Origin of the sequence: Sorangium sp. So ce394, from assembly GCF_051474665.1 — a bacterium.
Taxonomy (GTDB): domain Bacteria; phylum Myxococcota_A; class Polyangia; order Polyangiales; family Polyangiaceae; genus Sorangium; species Sorangium cellulosum_D.
The window spans coordinates 25,131-40,891 of record NZ_CP150339.1 but is presented as its reverse complement, the minus strand read 5'-3'; the positions used below and the strand labels follow the sequence as shown (position 1 = coordinate 40,891).

Here is a 15,761-nt window from a genome sequence, read left to right as displayed (position 1 = left end):
TCGGCTCGGGGAGGCAGGACCATGAAGGTGTTCATCGACTCAGGGGACATCGCGGAAATCAGGGAGGCGCAGTCGATGGGGGTCATCGACGGCGTGACCACGAACCCGTCGCTCCTCGCCAAGGGGGGCAGGCCGACGAGGCAGGTGATCGCCGAGATCTGCGAGGTGGTCGACGGCCCCGTCTCGGCCGAGGTGGTGGCGGTCGAGCGGGACGCCATCCTCCGCGAGGGGCGCGAGCTCGCCAAGATCCACCCGAACGTGGTGGTCAAGGTGCCGCTCATCGACGAGGGGCTCAAGGCGGTGCGGATCTTCGCCGCCGAGGGCATCCGGACGAACGTCACCCTCTGCTTCTCGGCTGCCCAGGCGCTGCTCGCGGCCAAGGCTGGGGCCACGTACATCTCGCCGTTCGTCGGCCGGGTCGACGACGCCGCGGGGGACGGGATGGACCTGGTCCTGCAGGTCGTGACGATCTACAGGAACTACGGCTTCCCGACGCAGGTGCTCACCGCGAGCGTGCGGCACCCCGTCCACTTCGTGCAGGCCGCCATGATCGGCTCGCACGCCGTGACGATGCCGCTCAAGGTCATCAAGCAGCTGACCAAGCACCCGCTGACCGACGTCGGCCTCGCGCAGTTCTTGGCGGATGCGAAGAAGATCCCGGAGCTGGTATAGCGAACCTCGTGGCCGAGAAGGACAAGGGAAGCCCGGGAACGAAGCGACGCGGGAGCCGCCCGGCGGCCCCCGCGGTCGTGTCCATCACGACCCAAGGCGGGCCGTTCAAGGGGGTGTCGACGGCGGTCGTACGCCGGCGCGCGAGCAAGATGCTCGCCCACCTCGCCCTGCAGGGCGTGGAGCTCTCCGTGGCGCTGGTGAACGACGAGGCCATCCACGAGCTGAACCGCACGTACCGGCGCAAGGACAAGCCGACCGACGTGCTCGCCTTCCCCATGCTGGAGCAGAACGGCGCCACGTCGCGCAAGCGCGGCCGGCGAGGTCCTGTGGATCCGTCGGCGTGGCACGGCCTGCTCGGCGACGTCATCGTCTCGATCGACACGGCCGCCCGGCAAGCCGCCGAACGAGACCGTCCGCTGCTCGACGAGATCACGATGCTGCTCGGGCACGGCCTGCTCCACCTGCTCGGTTACGACCACAAAACCGACGCGGAGGAGCGAGAGATGACGGCGTTGACCCGAGAGCTCGAGGCCGCCGCGGCGGCGCGGGGCAGCAGTCCCACTGGAATCCGGCCTCGCAGCGGCGTCGCGAGACCGAATAAGACGGGGGCGCAATGACTTATCCCTTGCGATGCGAAACCTCGCTTGTTAAACGGACGCCCCCTTTCGACTTGGAGGAAACATGCCCGGTTCGAACAAGCTGACCAAGGCGCAGATGATCGTCGGTCTTGCCGAGGCCACCAACCTCGACAAGAAGTCCGTGGCCAGCGTGCTCGATGCGCTCAGCGAGCTGGTGAAGAAGGAGCTCGGTCCGGAGGGGCCGGGCGAGGTCACGGTCCCGGGCCTCGTGAAGATCAAGGCGAAGGAGATCCCGGCGACGCAGGACCGGGAAGGCATCAATCCGTTCACGAAGCAGCCGATGACCATCAAGGGCAAGCCGGCGAGCCGCAAGCTCCGCGCGGCGCCCGTCAAGGCGCTCAAGGACGGCTGAGCGGCGCGTCGGTGGCCGCGGCTTGCGCGGCTGCATCCGGCGACGCGAGTTCCGGAGGTCCAGCGGCTGGGCGCGCCCCCGCGGCGACGTCCGGAGCTCGGGGCGATGCTTTCGCCGTGGAGCGTCGCGCCCTGAGCGCGCACGCGACGATCGCGAGGGCGAGCAGCGTCGCCAGCGGGGCGTCGCCCAGGCGGGTGTAGAGCGTCAGCGGCGTATCCCTGACCGCCGGGGTCGCGAAGGTCACCCCCGGCGCAGCGCTCTCGTCCCGGCTGCGCACCACGCCGCGGGCGTCGATCCACGACACGACACCGAGGTTCACGGCGCGCACGAGGTCGCGGCGCAGCTCGACGGCGCGCATGACCGCGAGCCGCGCGTGCAGCTCGGGCTCGGCGCTGCCGGTGAACCAGGCGTCGTTCGTGATGTTGACGAGGAGGTTCGGGGCGAGCGTGCCGGTGATCCGCCGCGCCACCCCGGTGAGCGTGTCCTCGTAGCAGTTGAGCACCCCGATCCGGAGCGCGGGCCCCTGCTCCCGGGGAAGCGTGAGCGCGCGCGGCTCCGCGCCCGGGACGAGCCCGCCGCTCTTCTGAAAGATGCGCCGCAGCCAGGGCAGGTAAGCGCCGCCCGGCACCGTCTCGCCGAACCAGAGCAGCTGCAGCTTGTCCTGGGTCGGCTGCATGCTCCCGTCGGGGAGCACGAGGGTCGCGGAGTTGTAGCTGTTCCGTTCCTCCACGCCGTCGTCGGCCTTCGCGGGCGGGGCCTGGGTGATGAGCCCGGCGAGGACCGGACCGCGGACGCCGGGGCCGAGGATCGCTCGACCGCCGCGCGGCGCCTGCCGGGCGCTGTGCGGGAGCGGGTACGGATACGCCGCCTCGGGCCAGAGGGTGAGCTCGGCGCCGCCGGCCTCGGCCTTCCGCGTGAGCTCGTGCAAGGAGCGCAGGATCCGCGGGTGGTTCTTCGGCTGCCAGCGCTCGTGAGGCCCCACGGCCTGGTTGACGAGCGCCACGCGCGCCGTCGGCAGGCCCGCGCTGGCGCGCTCCACGGCGGCCATCCGGAGCGCGCCGTGCGCCGCGAGCCCCCCGAACAGCGCGGCGCTCGCGAGCGCCGGGAAGAGCATCGCGCGGGGCGGCCGACGGCGGGCGGACCGCGGCTCCGGCGCGGGCGCGAGCGGGCGCCCGCCGGGCGCCACCCCGATCGCGGCGAGGCCCGCGCGGGCGAGCAGGGCGGCCCCCACGGCGAACAGGACCGAGACGCCGCGCTCGCCGACGAGGTCGGCGAGCTGCACGAGCGCCGGCCATGGGCTCATGAGGCCCGCCGGCGTCCAGCCGAAGACCGTCGGGAGGACCACGGCGGCGAACACGCCCGTCGCGAAGGCGAGCTCGAGCGGGGCGCGCACGCGCCGGAGGAGCACGCTCGTGACGCCGCCGCAGACCGCCCAGACCAGCGACTGGGCGGCCGCGAGCAGGATCAGCGCGAGGTAGGAGGCCGCCGTGCCGAGCGACGTGAAGCGCAGGATGACCTCCGGCACGAAGCGCAGGCCCACGATGCCCGCCGCCGTTCCCCAGGCAGCGCCGCGCCCGAAGGCGCGCCAGAACGTCGGGGCGTCGTGCACGGCGGCCGCCAGCAGGGCGAGGCCGGCGATGACGGCGGGATAGAGATCCGTGGGGGGGGCCGTGAGGGCGAACGTCGCACCGCCGACGACGGAGAGGAGCAGCGGGGCGCAGCCGCGGAGCGCGCGTCGGGTCGAGGCCTGGGGCACGATGCGGCGTTATACCGCGCGGGAGCCGCCGGGAGCCCGGCGGCTGCCCGAGGAGATCGACGCCGCCGCGAGCCTCGCACGGTCAGGGCGGACAGGAGGCGAGGCCCTGTCGGACGAGTTGCTGCACGGCTCGACACGCCGGTCGAGCTCGCTCGTGGACCTGCAGCAGTCCCCGCTCGCTCTGTCTACGCTCGGGCCCGTTCGCGACGTTCGCCAGGGAGGGCCTGGAGCGATACGCTCACCAGTAAACGGTGAGCCCACCGCGGAAGAGCCCCCCGCCCGACGTATCGGTCGTGCGTCCGGTCTCGGGATCCCTGAACTCGGGGACGACGCCGTCGTCCGTGCGGCTGCGCACGAACCCGAGCGCATCGATGTTCAGGGCGAGGCGCGGGGAGAGCCGGAATTCGAGGCCGATGCCGCCGTGCGCGCCGAAGTAGTCGTACTCGGTGTTCGGAACGAACTCGTCGCCGCTGGCCGCGGCCTCGCCCCAGGGCCGCTCGACCTCGGCGTGCGACATGTTCAGGCCGCCCATGAAGTAGAACTGCGTGCGGCTGCGCGGGTTGACGAACAGCATCCCGCTCAGCGAGAGCGGCACTTCCGTCCGCTCGTAGCCGTTGTAGTCGGTGCCCGCGAGGAGGTCGGCGCCGAGGTCGAGCGCGAACGCGGGGACGGGCCGGTACCGCAGGCTGACCCCGACGCCGCCCATGCCGGCCTCCTCCGCGCCGCCGTGCTCGCGGCCCATCATGAGACCCTGGACGCGGAAGTTGACGCCCCACTGCCGGCGCCAGCGCAGCTTCGGCGGCGGAGGCGGAACGGGCGGGGTCATGCGGCGCACGATCACGCGCGGCGGGGGAGCGGACCCGGGCGTCACGACGATGACCTGCGGCGGCGGGCCGGAAGGCGAGGTCTGGTAGACGACGACCGGGGGCGGGGCCGGACGGGTCGCGCGCCTGCCCCGCGGCGGGGGTGGGGCCGGCGGTGGGGGGGGCAGCGCCTCGGCCGGGGGGGGCTCGGCAGCGGCTGCGGGCGGCGGCTCAGCGGCGGGGTCGCCGGGCGGCTCCACTTCCTCACAGAACCACGCGCCGGGAGGACAGTTGTTGTTCTCCTGCGCGAGCGCGCTCATCGGCGCGGTCATCGCCACGGCAACAAGGACATGGGTCAAGCAACGGCGCATCGGGCGACTCCTCTTCGGTGCAGGGAAGTTAGCAACCGGGATGCCATCGACCATCTCGCTGGATTGTCGTCACCATGGCCATGAAGCACGCCGGCGTGCATCGGCCGCCACGGCGCGCTGTGGCGGAAGGTTCACACGCGCGCCGTCCCGCAGGGTACTAGCTCCCACGGCAAACGTCACGGCGCGGCCGCCCCGCCGGCAGCCCCGCCACCATCGAGAGCAATCGGGTTCATCATGCCTACGGTTACGTTGAAGCAGGGTCATGTTCGGCCGGTGTGGTCGGGGCATCCCTGGGTGTTCGCTCAGGCGATCGCGCGCATCGAGGGCGGCGCGGTCGCCGGCGACGAGGTCGTGGTCACCGACCCGTACGGCAGCGTGCTCGGCCGCGGGCTCTACACCCCCCGCTCGGCCATCCCGGTGCGCATGTACACGCGCGAGGACAGGCCGATCGACGCGGCCCTGTTCCGGCACCGGATCGAGCGCGCCATCGCGCACCGCCGCGAGCTCGGCCTGCCCGCGCGGGCGCCCGGCCACGAGACCGACGCCTTCCGGCTGATCCACGCGGAGGGGGACGGGCTGCCCGGGCTCATCGTCGACCTGTTCGGCGACACGGCGGTCGTGCAGCTCGGGACGATCGGGATCAAGCGCCGCGAGGGCGTGATCTTCGACGCCCTCCAGGCGGCGCTCTCGCCGCGCGCGATCGTGGACAGGACGCCGGAGTCGCTCGCGAAGCTCGAGGGGTTCACCGCCGACGCCGGCGTGGTGCGCGGCGACTTCGGGCTCGATCAGCTGCGGTTCGTCGAGCGAGGGCTGCGGTACACGATCCCGCTCGCGCTCGGCCACAAGACCGGGTTCTACCTGGACCAGCGGACGCTGCGGACCCGCGTGGAGCAGCTCGCCCACAACCGGCGCGTGCTCGACGCGTTCTGCTTCGTCGGCACCTTCGCCATGGCGGCGGCCCGCGGCGGGGCGAGCGAGGTCCTCGCGATCGACGAGAGCGCGACGGCGCTCGAGGTCGGGGCGGAGTGCGCGCGGGAGAACGGGCTGCTCGACCGGATCAAGTTCACGCGCGACGACGCCCGCAAGGCGCTGCAGAACGCGTCGAGGCAGGGGGGCTTCGACCTCGTCATCTGCGACCCGCCCAAGCTCGCGGGCACGCGCGCCTCCAAGGACGCCGCGCTCACCGCCTACCGGCGCCTCGCGTCCGGGGCGTGCCGCGCCACGCGGCCGGGCGGCATCGTCGTGCTCTGCTCCTGCTCCAGCGCCGTGAGCCTCGACGACCTGACCCGGGTGCTCGCCCTCGGCGCGCGCGACGCCCGCATGCAGGCGGCGGTGTTCGACCGGCATTTCCAGGGGGGCGACCACCCCGTCCCCGCGGCCTTCCCCGAAGGGCTCTACCTGAAGAGCCTCATCGCGCGCATCGACGCGCTCTGACGATCGCCCGATGGACCCGCTCTCCCTGCTGACCCCCGACGCCGCGCGCGGCCTCGCCGGGGTGATCTTCGACCTCGACGACACCGTGCTGGATCACGGCGCCCTGACCGAGTCCGCCTACGGCGCGCTCTTCCGTCTGCGCGAGACCGGGCTCGCGTTGATCGCCTGCACCGGCAGGCCCGCCGGATGGGGCGAGGTGATCCAGCGGCAATGGCCGATCGACGCGACGATCGTCGAGAACGGCGCCGTCGCGCTGGTCCGCGAGCAGGTCGGCCCCGGAGAAGGGCTCGCCCCGAGCGCCGGCGCGAGCCGCGTCGTCACGCTCGACGCGCTCGACCGCGGCACGCGGCGGGCCCGTCGGGCCGAGCTCGTCGCGCTCGCCGATGACATGGTGCGTCGTTTTCCCGCGGCGGCGCTCGCAGACGACAACGACCAGAGGGTGACCGATGTCACCATCGACATCGGCGAGCACCGGCGCGTCCCGCCGGAGGACGTGCAGAGGATGCGCGCCGAGCTGCGCGAGCGGGGGGTGAGGACGCTCGTCTCGAGCGTCCACCTCCACCTCACCCGCGACCCGTCCGACAAGGCGACGGGCGCCGTGCGCCTGCTCTCGAGCCGGTTCGGCGAGGATCCGACCCGCGCGCGGTACCGCTACGCCTTCGTGGGCGACAGCGGCAACGACGGCGTCGCCTTCGCTGCATTTGCGTTGACCTTCGGCGTAGCCAACGTGCGCGCCCACCTCGGCAAGCTCTCCGTGCCGCCGCGGTTCGTGGCCTCCCTGCCCATGGGCCGCGGATTCGCGGAGATCGCCGGCCGGATCGCCGAACTGCGGAAGAATGCACCTGAACCGTGATCTGCCCGCGCGCAAGGGCCTCGCGTGCGATCCGCCCCACACCTGGAGCAGGTAGCCTAGCCGCGACGCAACCCGAAGGAATAGGATCGAGCTTTCGGGAGGGGCGTGCCTCCCAACCCTTTACAGGGGCGCGTGTTCTCGGGGACCATGACCTTGGTCCCTCGCCCGCCAGCGGCAGCAGATGGCGTTTCGACCCCCGACCCCCGGCCTCCTCGTCGACAACAAGTACCGCCTCGCGGAGCGCATCGGCGGGGGCGGCATGGGCGACGTGTTCCGGGCGGAGCACGTGCTCGCAGGTCGCGCCGTTGCGATCAAATTCCTCCACCCCGAGCTGGCGGACAACTCGGAGCTCTCGCACCGGTTCTTCCAGGAAGCGCAGGCGGTCAACCGGATCCGCCACCCGAACATCGTCGACGTGATCGACGCGGGCGTCGGCGAGCTCGGTCCGTACATCGTGATGGAGCACCTCGACGGCGAGTCGCTGGGCATGGCGCTCGCGCGCTTCGGCCGCCTCGACATGGAAGCCGCCGTCGGGGTCGCGATCCCGGTGCTGGAGGCGCTCGACGCCGCGCACCGCGCCGGGATCATCCACCGCGATCTCAAGCCCGAGAACATCTTCATCGCCTTCGATCCGAGCCGCGGCTCGGCCGTCGTCCGGCTGCTCGACTTCGGCATCGCCAAGGTGCTCGACTCCGACGGCCCCTCGCCGCGGACGCGCACGGGCGTCGTCTTCGGGACGCCGGACTACCTGTCGCCGGAGCAGGCCACGGGGGAGTCGCCGCTCGACGGGCGGAGCGATCTCTTCTCGGTGGGCGTCCTGCTGTACGAGGTGCTCACGGGCACGCGGCCGTTCCGCGCGCCGACCGCCGTGGCGACGGCGTTCCGCGTCGTGCACGCGGAGGTGCCGACGCTCGCCTCGGCGGGGGTGACCGTCGACCCGCGGCTCGAGGCGATCGTGCAGCGGCTCCTGCAGAAGGATCCCGCGAAGCGCTTCCAGACGGCCGGCGACGTCGTCCGCGAGCTCGAGCGCGTCGCGCCCGAGCCGCCGCGGCGGACGGCGGCGCTCGGCCGGCTCATCAACGTGCAGCGGCGGATGGCGCTGAGCCTCGGGAACACGACGGAGAACGAGCGCGATCGGCTCTCGTCCTCGCGCGACCGCTCGCGCGCGGGCACGTCGTTCGACGTGAGCCCCGCGCCGCCGATGCGCATCTCGCCGCCGCTCGTGTCGGGCAGCCGCGTCACCGAGGCGCCGCCCATGATGCGGCCGTCGTCCGAGCCGGCGAAGCCCGCGCCCGGCGCGACGCTCTCGAACGCGCTGCGGAGCCGCGGCTCGGAGCCCACCCTGCTCTCGCAGCGCGGCGAGTCGCTCCCCACGGTGCGCAGCGCCGACCTCGGCCTCCGGGCCGAGCCGACCGTGCGCAGCGCCGACTTCGGCGCCCTCATCAACCGGCAGCGCGACACGCGGCGGCCCAACGTCACCCCGGTCCGGCCGCTGCCGGCGCGCTTCGCGGGGGGGCAGTACCAGGTGCGCGGCCCCGTCCTGCGGAGCGTCGACCGCACCATCGTCGACGAGTACGGGAGGAGCGCGCGCGACGAGGTCGTCGCGCAGATGCCGCTCCGCTACGCCGACGACTTCAAGCACGACTCGATCAACGCGCTCGTCGGATACGATCTCGAGGCGCTCGACGCGTACATGGAGCTCGCGACGTCGCTGGTCCTGCGCGATCTCGAGCGCTGGCGCGACATCGGGAGGCTCGGCGTGGGCGGCGAGCTGCACAGCCTCGTGCGCACGTTGTTCGCCCGGCCGCTGACCGACATCGCGTCGCTCATGCGCCGCGGGACCTCGATCTGGTCGCGGCTCTTCACGTTCGGCTCGTGGCGCGTGGCCACCGGGCCGACCGGGCGGGTGACGCTCCACATCGGCGACTTCGACCCCGCCTCGCTGCCGCTCCGGCTGTGGGTCGTGGGGATGGTCGAGGAGACGGCGCGGCGCGCGTCCGGCGGGGGCGTGAAGGTCACGATCACGCTCGGCGAGCTCGGCTTCACCTCCGAGCTCGCCTGCGAGATCAGCCTCTAGCTAGGTGCGGGGCTGCTCCGCCCGAGAGAGCCCGGCCTGGGGCGGCTGGGCTGCTGCGCGCTCGCGGCTGCGCTGGCGGGGTCTTCAGGAAGGCTTGCGCGCGCGGTAGCACGCCTGACAGAACACGTCGCGGCCCTCGACCGGCTTGAACGGGACCTCGCCCTCGGAGCCGCACGACTTGCAGGTGATCGAGAACGTCGGACGGTTGCGCGGCGCGCGCGGCGGCTGCGCCGCGGCGCGGCCCTGCGCGGGAGCACGGCGCTCGCCGGCGAACGACGGCGCGCGGTAGTTGCCGTCGTCGCGGGCGGGCGCGCCGCCGCGCGGACGGCGCGGGAACTGGCTCGGCACCGTCCACGCGGGCGCGAGCCCCGAGTACGCGTCCTGCATCGGGCTGCGGTACTCGTTCACGTCGCCCGTGTAGTGGGGCTTCCGAGGCCGACCGTCGCCGCGCGCCGCGCCGCGGTACCCGCCGCCGGCGCTCCGGGCCGGCCCAGGGCGCTGGTGCTGCGCCGCGCGGGCGGTCGACGCGCTCTCGTGCTCCCCTCGGTTGTCCTTGCGCGCGCGGCGGCAGGTCCGGCACCGCTTCGGCGGGGCCGCGAGCCGCCGTTCGGCGTAGACGGCGGCTTCCGCGGCCGAGAATAGGAACGACGTGCCGCAGCTCGCGCAGACAATGTGCTCGTCTCGATGCTGTTCCATGATTCCTCTTTCGTCAGGCCGACGGGCCTCGCAGGCTCACGGGCTCGGGTGCTCGGGTGACTGAGGTAGACGGGAGCGCCCGGGAGCGGCCCCGCTGCGCTGGAGATGCGCAATTTACGCGGGGATCTCGATGAACTGGGTGGGATCGCCCTCTTGAGGGGGCACGGGAGTGCCTACGGTGACATGCTTGTCATGGCGGTCAAGCGTGCCGCCTCCACGCATCGCCGGGATCGATCGCGCGGCGTGGAGGCTTTGATTTCGAAGCTCCTCACGATACCATCCGCGCGACTTTCACGAGGAGCTCAGCTCCTCCCGTGACCGACCGCGGGCTGCGCCCGTCCACGCCCGTCCACGCCACGCCACGCCGCGCCTCGCACCCAGTCGAAGCAATGAGCCATCCCTCCCTGCACCTCACCGCTCGTGACTTCGACGCGTACGCCGCCGAAAAGGCGACCTCGAAGGCCTACTCGCGCCCCCGCCTCGAGGTGAAGCAGCGCGCGCTCGCCTGGGCGCGCGGCGTCGTCGCCCGGCTGAGCGAGCTCGGCATCTCGGTCGACGTCCATGGCTCGGACGAGCACCCGTCGATCCGCAACAAGCACCGGGCCGACTGCCAGTGGGTCTTCTTCTGGCGCGATCAGGCCGCGCGCGACGAGCTCGATCGCCTGCTCGATCGCGGCCGCTCGATCTCCGATGCGATCGACGATCCGAGCCCCTACACGCGGCACGCGTTCCTCGCGCTGCGCATCTCGGAGGGCGAGGTGCAGGTGTGCTTCGCCGTCCACCCGGACGCGAAGGTCGACGTCGACAACCTCCGGGCCCGCCTCTCGACGACCGAGGAGGCGACCGGCGAGCCGGCCTCGCCGCTCGCGGCCGAGCTCACGAGCGCGCTCCACGCGCTCCCGGAGCAGTTCTCCTTCGGCGCCGGCGGTGGCGATCGCGTGGCCTGCAGCGCGGCCACGCGCGACGCGATCACGGAGATGCTCCGCCGCGCCGCCGACGGTCAGGTGCCGCTCTGGATCGGCTGGTCGGTCCCGCGCGAGACCGCGATCGAGCACGCCGACATCCTCGACGAGCAGCTCGAGGACGCGCTCGTCGCGCTGGCCCCCATCTACCGGCTCGTCGCGTGGTCGCGCGAGAACGATCGCATCGCGCTCGACCACAAGCTCGAGGGCATCGAGCAGGAGCGGGCGCGCGCCCACGCCGAGCTCGAGGCCGAGAACGAGCGGTGGCGCTCCGAGCAGGCCCGGGCGCGCGAGCGATCGATGGAGCAGGCCCGGGCCCGCGGCGACGAGCGCGTCGAGGCCGCCCTCCCCGCCCGCCGGCCGACCCTGGCGACGCTGTTCAAATCGACGAGCGGCGCCGGTCGCGGAGGAGAGCCGCGGCCCGCGCCGAGGCACGGCGCAGAGGGCGGCGCCCCGGCCCGGCGAGCGCCGCACGGCGAGGCGGAGCCGCAGGCGAAGGCCGAAGCTCCGCAGAGGCCGCCGGCCGAGCCCGCGCCGCGGGCGCAGCGTGCCCCGTCCGGCGAGCCGGACGCCGCGGCGAAGCCCGCGCCGGAGCCCGCCAAGGGCGGCGCGCTCGAGAAGGGGAGCCGCGTCCGCGTGCGCCGAGGGCCGTTCGGCGACAAGATCGGCGTGGTGAGCGAGCTCGATGGCCGCGGAGGCGCGCGCGTCCTCCTCGGCCTGCTCGCGACCAGGCTCGAGCTCGACGATCTCGAGCTCGTGGTCGACGGGCGGGATCGACCCGCGCTCTCGACATCGCACCGCAAGCCGCTCGCGCCGACGCCGCGCAAGGCGCGCTGAGCGTCGCCGCGCGGCACTCCCCCGCAATGGTCAAGCGCGATCCTTCAACCTACCCCGTGGGCCTCGGCGCCCAGTTCCGCAGCAAGCTCCCGCTCTACCTGACCGGCTCGGCGCTGCTCGCGACGCAGCAGCTGCTCATGGCCAAGCGCGACTTCCTCGTCAAGGACGCCGTCGACGCCGCCGTGCAGCTCCAGTCGGGCGAGGCCTCGCGGGCGGCGCTCGTCATGCTCGCGGTGAGCGTCGGCGCCGCGGTCATGCGCGTGTTCTCGCGGGTCACCATCTTCACGGCGGGCCGCAACGTCGAGTACGAGCTCCGGGCGATCCTGCTCGCGCGCCTGCACAAGCTCGGGCCGGCCTTCTTCCGCAAGATGCCGACCGGCGACATCATGAGCCGGGCGACGAACGACCTGACGCAGGTCCGCCTCCTCCTCGGCTTCGGCCTGCTGAACGTCGTCGGCTCGCTCTTCGCGTTCGCGAGCGCCCTGTACGTGATGCTCAACATCTCGAAGCGGCTCACGCTCGCGGCGCTCCTGACGATGCCGGCGCTGATGCTCGTCACCCGGTCGTTCTCGACCAAGCTCTTCATCCGCACCCGCGACAACCAGGAGGCGATCGGCGCCATGAGCGACCGCGTCCTCGCGAGCCTCGCGGGCGTCCGGGTCGTCCGTTCGTTCGCGCTCGAGGCGTCCGAGATGGCCGCGTTCTCGAGCACGAACCAGGCGTACCTCGAGAAGAGCCTCTCGCTCGCCAAGCTGCGCGGATCCATGGGGCCGCTCATGGGGGCCATCAGCTCGGTCGGCGTGCTCATCGTCTTCTGGTACGGCGGGCGGCTCGTGCTGGAGCAGCAGATGACGAGGGGGGACTTCGTCTCCTTCTGGCTCGCGCTGCTGCGGCTCACGTGGCCGGTGCTCGCCCTCGGCTTCGTCGCCGCGATCGTCCAGCGCGGCCGCGCCGGCTACGTGCGGCTCAAGGCCATCTTCGACGCCATCCCCGAGGTCGTGAGCGGCCCGACGCCCGCCCCCGAGGTCGTCCGCGGCGCCATCTCCGTCAAGGAGCTGAGCTTCTCCCACGGCGCGAGGAAGGTGGTCGACGGGGTGAGCTTCGACGTCGAGGCGGGCGGCTCGCTCGCGATCGTGGGGCGCACGGGCTCGGGCAAGAGCACCATCGCCACGCTGCTCGCCCGGCTCATGCCCACGCCGCGCGGCACGGTGTTCCTGGACGGCGTCGACATCTGCGATCTGCCCCTGGAGACCGTGCGCGCGAGCATCGGCTACGCGCAGCAGGACGCGTTCCTCTTCTCGACCACGGTGGCGCGCAACATCGGCTACTCGCTGGACGATCCGGACTCGCCCGCCGCGCTCGAGACCATCCGCGGCGCCGCCGCCGAGGCCGAGGTGCTGAACGAGGTCCTCTCGCTGCCGGACGGCTTCGACACGGTGGTCGGCGAGCGGGGCGTGCAGCTGTCCGGCGGGCAGCGCCAGCGCGTCGCGCTCGCGCGCGCGCTCGTGCGCGAGCCGAGCGTCCTCGTCCTCGACGATCCGCTCTCCGCCGTCGACGCGAAGACGGAGCAGGCGATCCTCGCGGCGATCGAGCGACAGGCCGCGCGGCGGACCGTCATCCTGATCACGCACCGGGTGGCGGCCGCGCGGCGGTGCGACGCGATCATCGTGCTGGAGCAGGGCCAGGTCATCGAGCGCGGCACGCACGACGAGCTCGTTCGCGCTGGCGGGCTGTACGCGTCGTTCGCCGAGGAGCAGCAGCTCGAAGAGGATCTCGCCACCCTCGAGGCGACGCCGTCCTCGCGGCCGGTGGAGCTCTCGTGACGCAGCCAGGCTCAGGAGAAAGCGCGACGATGCAGGCGAAACCGAGCGGCGCCACGGCCGCTGGAGAGGCGGGCGCGGGCCCGCGGCGGCCGGCGCCGTCCTCGGCGAGCAGGGGCCGCGCGGCGAAGAAGGCGAGCCGCACCGAGGACGTGCTGAGCCGCTTCCACGAGGAGGCGCAGCTCGGCGAGGCGTACGACGCGCGCATGCTGCTGCGGCTGTGGCCGTTCGTGCGCCCGCAGGGCAAGCACCTCGCGCTCTCGCTCTCGCTGCTCATCGTCACCGCCCTCTTGGCGCTCTTGCGCCCGCTCATCATGCGCGACGCGCTCGACGCCTTCGACGCGCCCGGCGGGCTCGATCGCCTCACGCGCAACGGCTTCTTGCTCACGGGCGTCATGCTCGCGGAGCAGTCGCTCGCGTTCCCGCAGCTCTACCTGATGCAGCTCGCCGGCGCGCGCGCCATGGCCGACCTGCGCGCGCGCGTCTTCGGGTTCTTGCACACGCGGCGCCTCGGGTTCTTCGATCGCACGCCGGTCGGCCGGCTCGTCACGCGGGTGACGAACGACGTGGACGCCATCGGCGAGATGTTCGCGTCGGGCGCGCTCAACGCGTTCGGCGACCTGCTCCGCCTCGCCGTCATCGTCGCGGTGATGGTGTCGCTCGACTGGCGCATGTCGCTGCTCGCCTTCGCGGCGGTGCCGCCCGTCGCGCTCGGCGTCAACTGGACGCGGCGCCGGATCCGCGACGCCTTCCGGGAGGTGCGGGCGAAGACGGCCCGGATGAACGCGTACCTCAACGAGCAAGTCTCCGGCATGGCCGTCGTGCAGGCCTACGCCAGGGAGGAGCGCTCGGCCGAGGAGTTCGACGAGATCAACGCCGCGTACCGCAACGCGAACAACCGCTCCATCGTGCTCGACGCGACGCTCGACGCCGCCATCGAGATGGTCTCGAGCGTGTGCATCGCCGCGGTGCTCTGGTACGCGGGCGTGAAGAGCTTCAAGGAGGAGATCTCGTTCGGGACGCTGTTCGCCTTCGTCGCCTACATCGACATGTTCTTCGTCCCGATCCGCGATCTCTCGGCCCGGTACACGCTGCTGCAGTCCGCGATGTCCGGCGCGGAGCGCATCTTCGAGCTGCTCGACAACAAGGACGAGGACGCGACGGCCACGGCAAGCTGTACCGACGCGGCGATGGCCGCGGACGAGGGCGTCGCGTTCGAGCTCGACAACGTCGTGTTCGGTTACAAGCCGGGCGCGCCCGTGCTGCGGCAGGTCTCGATCGCCGCGAGGAGCGGCGAGAAGGTCGCGCTGGTCGGCGCGACCGGCGCCGGCAAGAGCACCGTGGCGTCGCTGCTGCTCCGCCTCTACGACGTGGAGGACGGCACCGTGCGGGTCTTCGGCCGCGACGTCCGCGCGTACGCGCGCGACGAGCTGCGCCGCAAGTTCGCCGTCGTCCCGCAGGACGTGTTCCTGTTCCCCGGCACGGTGCTCACGAACATCGCGGCCGGCGACGCGATCCCGGATCGCGCGAAGGTGGTGAACGCGCTGAACCGCATCGGCGCGCTCGATCTCTTCGAGCGCCGCGAGGGCGGCCTCGACGCCCCGGTGCTCGAGCGCGGCAGCAATTTCAGCGCCGGCGAGCGCCAGCTGATCGCCTTCGCCCGCGCCCTCTACCGCGATCCGCCGCTCCTCATCCTGGACGAGGCCACGGCCAACGTCGACAGCGACACCGAGGCGCGCCTGCAGCGCGCGCTCGAGGGCGCCATGGAGGGGCGCACCGCGCTGATCATCGCGCACCGCCTCTCGACGATCCGCGCCGTCGATCGCATCGTCGTCTTCCACAAGGGCTGCGTCGTCGAGCAGGGCACGCACGAGGACCTGCTCGCCGCCGGCGGCGTCTACAGCAAGCTGTACCGGCTCCAGTTCGCCCGGCAGGCGGCGGCGCACGCCTAGGGATCGGCGGGCGTCGGATCGTCGTCGCCGTAGCACTTGCCGGCGGCGCTCGCCGCGCCCTCGTCGGCGCCGTCTTCACCTCCGGCGGCGCCCTCGTCGGCGACGTCCGCGCCTCCGGCGACCACCCGCAGCCAGTACTCGGAGCAGCTGTCGTTCATCACTATCAGGTGCTGGTCGTCCACGCACGTCACCTCGGCCTGGTTGCCCGCCGCGTGCGCCAGCGTGCCGCCGCGCCTCGTGCCGTCGCTCTCGAACGACAGGTACACCTGATGCCATCGCGGCCGCGCGCCGAGGCCGTGCTTGAGCGCGTACCGCATGCCGCCCGGGAAATAGAGGAGCTCGCCGTCCGGCGCCGACGTCTCGTAGACGCCCCCCGCCGGCGTGGCCTCGGTGAACTCGACGGGCGGGTTCGCGCTCTCGGACCGGTCGCACCGGGTCGGCGCGCAGCCCGCGACGAGGGCGGCCGCCGCCCCCACCGCGCAGGCGGCCCACCCCGCGCGCCGCGCAGCCCCCCTGCCCGCTTTCTGGCTCCGCATGG

At 72.8% G+C, this 15,761-nt stretch carries 13 protein-coding genes; 9 read left to right on the top strand and 4 right to left on the bottom strand.

Features of this window, described 5'->3' with window-relative positions; translation table 11 throughout:
• Positions 1-21: 21 nt before the first annotated feature.
• The 3 genes from fsa to WMF33_RS00135 all read left to right on the top strand — a co-directional run bounded on the left by fsa (position 22) and on the right by WMF33_RS00135 (position 1,662).
• Complete coding sequence (gene fsa / locus WMF33_RS00145; protein WP_437335224.1) at positions 22-672, top strand: fructose-6-phosphate aldolase; 651 nt, start codon at positions 22-24, stop codon at positions 670-672.
• A 77-nt stretch (positions 673-749) separates the two neighbouring features.
• Positions 750-1,289, top strand: a complete 540-nt coding sequence (ybeY, locus tag WMF33_RS00140) for an rRNA maturation RNase YbeY (RefSeq protein WP_437335223.1) — start codon at positions 750-752, stop codon at positions 1,287-1,289.
• A gap of 64 nt (positions 1,290-1,353) precedes the next feature.
• A complete protein-coding gene (locus WMF33_RS00135) occupies positions 1,354-1,662 on the top strand; it encodes an HU family DNA-binding protein (RefSeq protein ID WP_020464737.1) in 309 nt (102 codons plus the stop codon).
• Here WMF33_RS00135 and lnt read toward each other — a convergent pair.
• Both lnt and WMF33_RS00125 read right to left on the bottom strand, forming a co-directional pair.
• Complete coding sequence (lnt, locus tag WMF33_RS00130; RefSeq protein WP_437335222.1) at positions 1,649-3,418, bottom strand: apolipoprotein N-acyltransferase; 1,770 nt, start codon at positions 3,416-3,418, stop codon at positions 1,649-1,651. The two genes, WMF33_RS00135 and lnt, sit on opposite strands and share 14 nt — an antisense overlap.
• 238 nt (positions 3,419-3,656) lie before the next feature.
• Positions 3,657-4,592, bottom strand: coding sequence for a hypothetical protein (locus WMF33_RS00125; protein ID WP_437335221.1), 936 nt, complete (start codon positions 4,590-4,592; stop codon positions 3,657-3,659).
• Positions 4,593-4,826: 234 nt separating this feature from the next.
• On the opposite strand from WMF33_RS00125, the gene WMF33_RS00120 reads away from it, so the two are divergent.
• The 3 genes from WMF33_RS00120 to WMF33_RS00110 all read left to right on the top strand — a co-directional run bounded on the left by WMF33_RS00120 (position 4,827) and on the right by WMF33_RS00110 (position 8,956).
• Positions 4,827-6,026 (top strand): class I SAM-dependent rRNA methyltransferase, encoded by a 1,200-nt coding sequence (locus WMF33_RS00120; protein ID WP_187345835.1) that lies wholly within the window; start codon positions 4,827-4,829, stop codon positions 6,024-6,026.
• A gap of 10 nt (positions 6,027-6,036) precedes the next feature.
• Positions 6,037-6,879 (top strand): HAD hydrolase family protein, encoded by an 843-nt coding sequence (locus tag WMF33_RS00115; RefSeq protein ID WP_437335220.1) that lies wholly within the window; start codon positions 6,037-6,039, stop codon positions 6,877-6,879.
• Between the two features lie 181 nt (positions 6,880-7,060).
• Positions 7,061-8,956, top strand: coding sequence for a serine/threonine-protein kinase (locus WMF33_RS00110; RefSeq protein WP_049949379.1), 1,896 nt, complete (start codon positions 7,061-7,063; stop codon positions 8,954-8,956).
• A gap of 84 nt (positions 8,957-9,040) precedes the next feature.
• On the opposite strand, the gene WMF33_RS00105 is transcribed toward WMF33_RS00110, so the two are convergent.
• On the bottom strand, positions 9,041-9,652 hold the full coding sequence (locus WMF33_RS00105) for a zinc-ribbon domain containing protein (protein ID WP_437335219.1): 612 nt from the start codon (positions 9,650-9,652) through the stop codon (positions 9,041-9,043).
• A gap of 389 nt (positions 9,653-10,041) precedes the next feature.
• Between WMF33_RS00105 and WMF33_RS00100 the strand changes: the two genes are divergently transcribed.
• From WMF33_RS00100 to WMF33_RS00090, 3 genes are read left to right on the top strand one after another with little or no spacing between them, the layout of a single operon-like run.
• The gene (locus WMF33_RS00100; RefSeq protein ID WP_437335218.1) at positions 10,042-11,451 is read left to right on the top strand and encodes a hypothetical protein; all 1,410 of its coding nucleotides are present in this window, start codon (positions 10,042-10,044) and stop codon (positions 11,449-11,451) included.
• Positions 11,452-11,477: 26 nt separating this feature from the next.
• The gene (locus WMF33_RS00095; RefSeq protein ID WP_437335217.1) at positions 11,478-13,274 is read left to right on the top strand and encodes an ABC transporter ATP-binding protein; all 1,797 of its coding nucleotides are present in this window, start codon (positions 11,478-11,480) and stop codon (positions 13,272-13,274) included.
• A 29-nt stretch (positions 13,275-13,303) separates the two neighbouring features.
• Entirely contained in the window at positions 13,304-15,223 is a 1,920-nt protein-coding gene (locus tag WMF33_RS00090) for an ABC transporter ATP-binding protein (RefSeq protein ID WP_437335216.1), read from the top strand.
• Here WMF33_RS00090 and WMF33_RS00085 read toward each other — a convergent pair.
• The gene (locus tag WMF33_RS00085) at positions 15,220-15,759 is read right to left on the bottom strand and encodes a hypothetical protein (protein WP_437335215.1); all 540 of its coding nucleotides are present in this window, start codon (positions 15,757-15,759) and stop codon (positions 15,220-15,222) included. The two genes, WMF33_RS00090 and WMF33_RS00085, sit on opposite strands and share 4 nt — an antisense overlap.
• Positions 15,760-15,761: the final 2 nt, after the last annotated feature.

Coding starts and splice junctions, on each gene's coding strand:
- WMF33_RS00105 (WP_437335219.1), bottom strand. CDS start 9,652: ATGGAACAGCATCGAGACGAGCACATTGTCTGCGCGAGCTGCGGCACG.
- WMF33_RS00095 (WP_437335217.1), top strand. CDS start 11,478: ATGGTCAAGCGCGATCCTTCAACCTACCCCGTGGGCCTCGGCGCCCAG.
- WMF33_RS00100 (WP_437335218.1), top strand. CDS start 10,042: ATGAGCCATCCCTCCCTGCACCTCACCGCTCGTGACTTCGACGCGTAC.
- WMF33_RS00135 (WP_020464737.1), top strand. CDS start 1,354: ATGCCCGGTTCGAACAAGCTGACCAAGGCGCAGATGATCGTCGGTCTT.
- WMF33_RS00115 (WP_437335220.1), top strand. CDS start 6,037: ATGGACCCGCTCTCCCTGCTGACCCCCGACGCCGCGCGCGGCCTCGCC.
- WMF33_RS00125 (WP_437335221.1), bottom strand. CDS start 4,592: ATGCGCCGTTGCTTGACCCATGTCCTTGTTGCCGTGGCGATGACCGCG.
- WMF33_RS00110 (WP_049949379.1), top strand. CDS start 7,061: ATGGCGTTTCGACCCCCGACCCCCGGCCTCCTCGTCGACAACAAGTAC.
- WMF33_RS00085 (WP_437335215.1), bottom strand. CDS start 15,759: ATGCGGAGCCAGAAAGCGGGCAGGGGGGCTGCGCGGCGCGCGGGGTGG.
- fsa (WP_437335224.1), top strand. CDS start 22: ATGAAGGTGTTCATCGACTCAGGGGACATCGCGGAAATCAGGGAGGCG.
- WMF33_RS00120 (WP_187345835.1), top strand. CDS start 4,827: ATGCCTACGGTTACGTTGAAGCAGGGTCATGTTCGGCCGGTGTGGTCG.
- WMF33_RS00090 (WP_437335216.1), top strand. CDS start 13,304: ATGCAGGCGAAACCGAGCGGCGCCACGGCCGCTGGAGAGGCGGGCGCG.